The 6,746-nt window shown below is 58.5% G+C and carries 6 protein-coding genes; 1 reads left to right on the top strand and 5 read right to left on the bottom strand.

Translation table 11 applies throughout. The annotated features are described in order from the left end of the window. Window positions 1–126: FCD domain-containing protein (locus AC1DRJ_RS16700; RefSeq protein ID WP_477803125.1), on the top strand; the 126-nt coding region annotated here is incomplete at its 5' end. 3 nt (window positions 127–129) lie between these two features. Here the strand turns inward: AC1DRJ_RS16700 and AC1DRJ_RS16695 are convergent. From AC1DRJ_RS16695 to AC1DRJ_RS16675, 5 genes are all read right to left on the bottom strand, one after another. Next, entirely contained in the window at window positions 130–1,683 is a 1,554-nt protein-coding gene (locus AC1DRJ_RS16695; protein WP_477803124.1) for an ABC transporter substrate-binding protein, read from the bottom strand. Window positions 1,684–1,749: 66 nt separating this feature from the next. Beyond that, on the bottom strand, window positions 1,750–3,381 hold the full coding sequence (locus AC1DRJ_RS16690) for a dipeptide ABC transporter ATP-binding protein (RefSeq protein ID WP_477803123.1): 1,632 nt from the start codon (window positions 3,379–3,381) through the stop codon (window positions 1,750–1,752). Continuing rightward, the gene (locus AC1DRJ_RS16685; RefSeq protein WP_477803122.1) at window positions 3,381–4,253 is read right to left on the bottom strand and encodes an ABC transporter permease; all 873 of its coding nucleotides are present in this window, start codon (window positions 4,251–4,253) and stop codon (window positions 3,381–3,383) included. The genes AC1DRJ_RS16690 and AC1DRJ_RS16685 overlap by 1 nt, the downstream gene beginning before the upstream one ends. After that, window positions 4,250–5,191 (bottom strand): ABC transporter permease, encoded by a 942-nt coding sequence (locus AC1DRJ_RS16680; RefSeq protein ID WP_477803121.1) that lies wholly within the window; start codon window positions 5,189–5,191, stop codon window positions 4,250–4,252. The genes AC1DRJ_RS16685 and AC1DRJ_RS16680 overlap by 4 nt, the downstream gene beginning before the upstream one ends. Window positions 5,192–5,258: 67 nt before the next feature. Then, complete coding sequence (locus AC1DRJ_RS16675; protein WP_477803120.1) at window positions 5,259–6,392, bottom strand: C45 family autoproteolytic acyltransferase/hydolase; 1,134 nt, start codon at window positions 6,390–6,392, stop codon at window positions 5,259–5,261. Between the last annotated feature and the right edge of the window lie 354 nt (window positions 6,393–6,746).

The raw sequence follows: 6,746 nt of genomic DNA, 5'->3' as shown, positions 1-6,746 counted from the left end.
CATCTACGCGCCGAGCAGTCGAGCCGCGAACACTTCCAGATCCTTGACGCCCTGCGTAACGGTGACCGCGAACAACTCAAGCGACTGATCGCGGCACACATCCGTCAAACCCCATTGGAACCATGAATCTCAAGGCTTGATGCTGACGCCCCACAGGCGCGGCTTCTGCCCGATCCAGGCGTCGTAGCCCTCTACTTTTTCGTTCAGCGCAACAATGTCCAAGCCGTTGTACATAACGATCATTGGCACTTGATCAATGAAGCGCTCATGCAGTTGATCGAAGATCGATTGGCGCTTGGCGACGTCACCTTCCTTCAATGCCTGGGTCAGCAAATCAATCGCCACAGGATCTTCCCAGACCTTGCGCGACTCCTTGTCCTTGTTGCCCGTCACTTGCTCAAAACTCAACGCCGGATCGAAGCGAGCCGAATAGGTGAAGGACATCGCTTGATAGCGGCCGCTCTGGTAGCGCTCAAGCTGAGTGCCCCACTCCATGACTTCAACCTGCGCGTTAATACCGACCGCTTGAAGCATGGCCTGGGCAATGATTGCCAGGTCATAACTGGGCACCATCGAACGCTTGTTAGCGACAATCGTCAGCGGTTGCCCGCGATACCCCGCCTCCTGAAGCAGTTGTGCCGCCTTCTGCGGGTCGTAGGTCAAGCCGCGCTGCTCGCTGGGGCCGTAGTAGTTGGAAGCCACGCTGATGATCGAATTATTGGGCACACCGAAGCCGTTGCTCGTCGTCGCGACCAATTGTTTGACATCGATGGCGGCAGCAATGGCCTGACGAATGCGTTTGTCCTTGAGCAACGGATCCCGGGTCTGGAACATCAGCACATTCATGGTCGCGCTGGGGTCTGTAGAGACCTTTAGCGTTGCATGCGTCTTGATTTCCGGCAGGTCGGTTTCGGTGACTTCAGCCATGTCCAGATCACCCGAAATGAGCGCGGCCTTGACCGTCGCCTGATCAGGAATAATCACAAACCGGACTTCATCGGTCAGTGCGCTCTTGCCTCCGGTGTAGCCGTCGCGTGGACCGGGCAACGGTTGGTAGCCGGTGAATCGGGTCAGCGTGACGTACTGCCCGCGCTTCCATTCGCCCAGCTGATAAGGACCGGTGCCAATCGGGGCGAGGAACYCACCCTGAGCATTGACCGAGGCTTTGTTCAGAACGGCAGTGCCRCCGCAATCGGTACGCGCCAGCGTGGCGAGGAACATACCGCTGGGCTTTTCCAGTTCCATCACCACCGTATGGTCATCCGGCGCCGTGACCTTGGTCACTTTGGTCAGACCGCTGCCATCGAACTCCGGCAGGCAACGCCACTGGGTCTTGGGGTCCATGTCGCGGTTCCAGCTCCACAGCACATCGGCTGAGGTCAACGCCTCGCCGTTATGGAACTTCACACCAGGACGCAAGGTGAAGGTGTAGGTCAGCCCATCGGCGGAAACGTCGACCTTCTGTGCGAGCAGCGGTTTGACTTCACCCTTTTCGCCATAGGCGACCAAGCCTTCTGTCATGTGCAGCACGACCGCATCGGAACGGTCGTCGCGATTGACGCCGGGGTCGAGGCTGCGAATATCGGAGTTCATGGCCAGACGCAGGGTTTGCGCCTGGGCGACGCCGCAACCGATCATGGTCATCATGCTCAGCGTCAGCGCGTTTACTAAAAAGCGTTTCATAGGCGAGTCCTTGATAGAGCTGAAACGGGTTTATGCCGTCACCGGTGTGACGACCTTGAAAGTCCTTCACACAGCGACACTGCTGCGCAATTGATAGCTGCCGTCATCCCGTCGTACCAACGGATTGGCGGCCGCCAGCAGGCGATGCGTAAAAGCGTGTTGCGGGTTATCGAACACTTGCGCGGTCGTGCCAATTTCAACCAGTCGACCTTGCTGCATGACGGCCACGCGATGGGCAATTCGCTCCACCGCCGCCAAGTCGTGCGAGATGAACAGACAGGCAAAGCCGTACTGCTTTTGCAGCCGCTCAAACAACTCCAGAATTTGCTTCTGGATGGTCATGTCGAGGGCGGAAATCGGTTCGTCGGCGATCACCAGCTTGGGGTGACGAATCAGCGCCCGACCAATCGCCACGCGTTGCCGTTGACCACCTGAGAGTTGATGCGGGAAACGGTTGGCAAAGAGCGGGTCCAGACCGATATCGTGCAAAATGGTGCGCACGCGCTCGGCACGCTGCTCGCGACTGAGGCCCGGCACATGGCGCAACGGCTCAGCGAGAATGTCGCCAATCCGGGCGCGCGGATCGAGGGACGAAACCGGGTCCTGAAAGATCATCTGGCATTGCAAGCGATGCTCGCGATTGGCGCTTTTGAGGATGTCGACGCCATCAAAAAAGATCTCGCCCGCAATCGGATTGACCAAACCGACCACCGAACGGCCAAGCGTGGTTTTACCCGAGCCGCTGCCACCGACCAGCGCCAGGGTTTCCCCCGCGGYGATTTGCAGACTGACCCCATCCACGGCGCGCTTGGCTTTGCCGCGCCACAGAAACCCCTGACGCCCCGGATGCTCGATAATGACGTTACGCATGTCGACCAAGGGCGCGGCCAGGGAGGCACGATCAAGGTTGCCGCGGGTGGGTAGCGCTTCGAGCAGTTGCCGGGTGTATTCAGCCTTCGGGCCCAGCAGGATCTGTGCGGTCGGGCCGCTTTCGATGGCCTTGCCGTGGCGCATCACCACCACTTTGTGGGCATGGCGCACTACCAGCGACAAGTCATGGCTGATGAACAGAATCGCCGTGCCCTCCTCCCGCGTCAGCTCGAGCATCAGCTCGATCACGTCAGCCTGGGCGAGGGTGTCGAGGGCGGTGGTTGGCTCGTCGGCAATCAACAGTGCCGGGCGCAACAACATCACCGAAGCGAGCATGATGCGCTGGCGCATACCGCCGGAAAATTCGTGAGGGAACGCATGTAAACAGCGTTGCGGATCATCGATACCGATCCGCCGCAGCATTTCCAACGAGCGGGCAAGAATGGTTTTCTCATCCAGGTCCGTGTGCAGGCGCAACCCTTCCGCCATCTGCTGACCGATGGTCAACGTCGGGTTGAGCGAGACCATCGGCTCCTGAAACACCATGCCGATCTTCGAGCCACGCACATCGCGCAACCGGTCGTAAGGCAAAGTGCACAGGTCGATGTCGTCAAACACGATACGACCGGACGAGACGCGCATCGGCGGCGGCAACAGGCCGATGACCGCACGGGCCGCCATGGTTTTACCGCTGCCGGACTCACCCACCAGCGCGACGATCTCGCCGGGGGCCATGTCGAAATTGAGGTGGTCAACGGCCAGCGAACCCTCGGTGCCCACCTGAATGCAAAGATTACTGACGCGAAGCAAAGGCTTGACGTTATCCATTAGCGACTCATCCGGGGGTCAAGGCGATCACGCAGGGCGTCACCGAAAAGATTGATGCCAATCAGGGCAATAGAAATCATCAAGCCAGGGAAGAAACCCAGCCACGGCGCCGTGACCAGATGCGGGCGACTGGACGCCAGCATGTTTCCCCACGTGGCAGCAGGCGGTGGAACACCCAGGCCGAGAAAGCTCAAGGCGCTCTCCGAGAGAATCGCCCAGCCAAACATGCTGGTGGCCAGCACAATCAACGGTGCGACGCAGTTCGGCGCGATATGCCGCCACATGGTGTAGAGCTCACTGTTACCGATGACCCGGGAGGCTTCGATGAACTCTCGTTCGCGCAGCGACAACACGGTGCTGCGCACCACTCGCACAACCGTGGGAATGTAGGCCAGGCCCAGCGCCAGCACGATGCCGTATTGGCTCGCCCCGACAATCGCAAGCAACCCCAACGCCAACAGCATCCCGGGAAAGGCGAGCAAGGCATCGTTGACCATCATCAACAGGCGATCCGTCCAACCGCGCAGGTAACCGGCGAGCAGTCCGAACACCGTGCCAATGCTGATAGCCAGCATCACCGTCAGCAGGCTGATCCACAGGCTGGTGCGGGCGCCAATGATGATGCGGCTGAACACATCGCGACCGAACTCGTCGGTGCCTAGAATGTGTGGCCAGGACGGCGCCAAAAAGCGGTTGGCCAGATCCAGACGCAGCGGGTCATACGGAGTCCATACGATCCCGGCCACCGCGAGCAGCACCAGCACCACCAGCAGGCTGCCACCGATCAGCGCGTTGAACGAAAGCGGACGCTTGTGTCCGGCCACCTTGGGCACCCCCAAGGGCGGCGCTGTCACTTCGCTTAAAATCTTCATGCTTTCACCCGAGGATCGAACAGCGGATACATCAAATCTACGAACAGGTTGACCAACACGTAGACGAACGTAATGAGCAACAGGCAGCCCTGCAGGACGGGGTAATCACGGGCATAAATGGAGTCGACCATCAGGCGACCGATACCCGGAATGGTGAACACGGTTTCGATGACGGCGATGCCGCCCAACAGATTGCCGAGAATTAAACCGATCAGGGTCCAGGTGGGCGCGAACGCATTACGCAACGTATGGCGCCACAGCACGGCACGTTCGGACAGCCCTTTGGCGCGGGCATGGGCGATGTAGTCGAGGCGCAGGACTTCGATCGAACTGGCCCGCTGCATCCGGATAATCACCCCGCTTTCATGCAACACCAGCGTTGTCACCGGCAAAATGATGTAGGCCAGCGCCTTACCGAAGTCAGCCGAAAACGGCACATACCCCACCACCGGCAACCAGCCCAGCTCCAGGCCGAACACATAAAGCAGCAGCAGGCCCATCCAGAATCCGGGGATTGACAGCAACAACGTCGCGGTCGTCACCAGCCCCAGATCCGCCAGCGTGTCCTGTTTCCACGCCGCCAGCATGCCGAGCGGAACGGCAATCGCCGCCGCCAGCGCCACCGCCGTCAGTACGATGGTCACGCTGACGCTGAACCTTTCAAGCACCAGCGGCAAAACAGCCTCATGACTGGTGATCGAAAAGCCCAGATCCCCATGGAACAACGCCTTGAGCCAGATCAGGTACTGCGCAACCACCGGTTGATCCAGCCCCAGGGACTGGCGCAAATTGGTCAGACTGGCCGGGGTAGCCATATCGCCCAGCATCAAGAGCGCCGGGTCACCGGGTATCAGCCGAATCATTGCGAAGACCGCAATGGAGATCAGCAATAGCGTCGGGACCGCCATGGCCAGACGCTGAACGATCAAACGAAACATGTGGGTTCCTCGATGGGGTTACGCAGCCCTCAGTCGGGCAGATMACAAACCGGCAACAATGCAGCGCTTACCAAGTGGCGTAGCGTGCGTAATCGGATTCCATCTCAAGGCGGTATTGCCCGAACGTGCGATTGATCGCCGGCAACGAGGCAATTTCCATGAACCCGCTAGCCGGGCGCATCAGAATCATTGCCACGGTTGCAGACAGATTGTCCTCGCCGCTCGAACTCGGACGCGGTGGACGGCAAACGGCGAACGGTTTGCCGAAATCATCGAAAAACGCGCTTTTCAGATGTTCCAGCGTCAGGCTGCCGTGAAATGGCTTGAGCATCTGCTCGACACGCAGATCGCGATAAAAACTTTCCGGTGCACCAGCGATGCCGGTGTTTTTCAGTTTGATCTGCGCAACCGGACTACGCCAATGGTTGGCATGCACTAGCAGATCATCGGCGGCATAAAGCGGGAACACTTCATCGGGTGCACATTCGAAGTTAATGCCAAACCCGGACGCATGACTGAGCATCATGTTGTTCGAACCCGATTTTGGCGTCACTGCCACCGCTTTCATCGACAGGGCGAAATGATTGGCTTCCAGCGCCTTGCGGCGGATAAGCGGCAATGGCACACCCAGCGCTTGATAGTCACGGTCCGACTCCAGGTTATTACCCGTGATTGCCGTACCGATCGAGTTCATGCCCGCGCGGGCCAGCCCGCCGGCTTCGGTGAACGTCAGCAGGTCCGGGCCATCATCACGCCGAATGTGCAGGACCACGCCCGTCTCCGCGCACTCCATGCGCCAGTCCCAATTTTGGCCGTGCAGTACTTCGTTGTTCGCAGTGGCGCCAGACAGGATGATTGCGCCCGTGCAGCCATCGAGCTCCGGCTTGTCCTGCATCGAACGCCGCCCAAGGTGGATGATCTCGGTGCGGGCATTGATCAGCACAATGGCCTCGAAGTCGTGACCGGAGCCCTCGGCGATGCCACGCATCTCCTCCAGGTACTGCGGCTCGAACGCTTCAATATTGGGAATGAATTGGTTGACCAGTCGCTTGATTCCGGCCCAGTCATAACCCATGTCCAACAGTTGCTGGCCGTAGATTTCAATGCTGCGAGCAATGATCTGTGGGCAGGCCTTACCGTATTGCACGCCTCGGGCAAATGGCCCGCCACTCAGTTCGATACACGGAAATAGACCACTCATGCCCTGCCCTCAAAATGTGTGAGCTGAACACAGAGCAAGTATCAGACCAATTTCCAAGAATTCCAGCAATTATTGGCGCCAATTTGGTCGCCAATTACAGAACAACGAAAAAACGCACTGTTTCTACTCACAATTTTGAGTAGTAAATTCACAAATGTGTAAAAAAGTGGCACGCACAGGTGGACCTGCGCGGAGACAGAAGTCACGGGCATCGCGTGGGGGCTTTGCACACAGGTATCGGTTCTTTTAAAACCAACACAAAGGTTTTCGGACATTCAGTGGAGGCGTTTCATAGTTTTTCATTGCTATTCATTGATCCCTTGGACTTAAGCAGGTGTTTTCACAGCACTGATA

The organism is Pseudomonas sp. P5_B2, assembly GCF_056400445.1.
The sequence above is the reverse complement of the archived record's forward strand: the minus strand, read 5'-3'. Positions and strand labels throughout refer to the sequence as shown.